This is a genomic window from Streptomyces roseolus (genome assembly GCF_014649855.1).
In the GTDB taxonomy this organism is placed as follows: Bacteria; Actinomycetota; Actinomycetes; order Streptomycetales; family Streptomycetaceae; genus Streptomyces; species Streptomyces roseolus.
In genome coordinates this window covers 1-1318 of record NZ_BMTV01000082.1, presented here as the reverse complement: position 1 = coordinate 1318, position 1318 = coordinate 1, and the positions used below count along the sequence as shown (strand labels likewise).

Here is a 1318-nt window from a genome sequence, read left to right as displayed (position 1 = left end):
CTCGTCGCGGACCTTGGCCATGGTGGCCGCGTCACGGGCCTCGACGTTGAGACGGAGCAGGGGCTCGGTGTTGGACGGACGGAGGTTGAACCACCAGTCCGCGGACGTGACGGTGAGACCGTCGAGCTCGTCGAGGGTGACACCGTCCTCGCGCTCGTAGACGCCCTTGATCTCGGCGGTCTTGGCGCCCTGGTCGGCGACGGTGGAGTTGATCTCACCCGAGCCGGCATACCGGTCATAGGCCGCGACCAGGTCCGAGAGGGTGCCCTCCTGCCCTCCCAGGGCGGCCAGGACGTGCAGGGCGGCGAGCATGCCCGTGTCCGCGTTCCAGAAGTCCTTGAAGTAGTAGTGCGCCGAATGCTCACCACCGAAGACCGCCCCGGTCTTCGCCATCTCCTCCTTGATGAACGAATGACCGACACGGGTACGCACGGGCACGCCGCCGTTCTCCCGGACCACCTCCGGAACGGACCACGAAGTGATCAGATTGTGGATCACCGTCCCACCCGGATGCCTGGCCAGCTCACGGGCCGCGACCAGCGCGGTGATCGCGGACGGCGAGACCGGCTCACCACGCTCGTCGACCACGAAACACCGGTCCGCGTCCCCGTCGAAAGCCAGCCCGAGATCCGCACCCTCCGCCCGCACCCGGGCCTGCAGATCCACGATGTTCTTCGGATCGAGCGGATTCGCCTCATGATTCGGGAAAGTGCCGTCGAGCTCGAAATACATCGGCACCGTCTCCAGCGGCAGCCCGTCGAACACCGTGGGCACCGTGTGCCCGCCCATGCCGTTGCCCGCGTCGACGACCACCTTCAACGGACGGATCCCCGTCAGATCGACCAGCCCCTTCAGATGCGCGGCATAGTCGGCCAAAGTGTCCCGCTCCGTGACCGTCCCCGGCGCGGCGGCCGCCTCCGGGGCACCTTCCGCGAGCCACCGCTCGACGAGGGCCCGGATGTCGGAAAGACCCGTGTCCTGCCCCACCGGCGCGGCACCGGCACGGCACATCTTGATCCCGTTGTACCGGGCCGGATTGTGCGAGGCGGTGAACATCGCACCCGGCAGGTCCAGGCTGCCGGAGGCGAAGTACAGCTGATCGGTCGAGCACAGCCCGATGAGGGTGACATCCGCACCCAGACGCGCCGCACCGCGGGCGAAGGCCTCGGAGAGACCGGGCGAGGAGGGCCGCATGTCATGCCCGACGACGACGGCACCCGCCCCCGTCACACGGACGAAAGCGGCACCGAAGAGCTCCGCGAGCTTCTCGTCCCACTGATCGGGAACGACCCCGCGGACGTCGTACGCCTTCACGATC

Annotated in this window: 1 protein-coding gene; it reads right to left on the bottom strand. The window is 68.2% G+C overall.

Annotated elements, in window-relative coordinates:
• On the bottom strand, nucleotides 1–1317 hold a 1317-nt coding region (locus tag IE245_RS36535; protein ID WP_229852090.1), incomplete at its 3' end, for a phosphomannomutase/phosphoglucomutase.
• Nucleotide 1318: the final 1 nt, after the last annotated feature.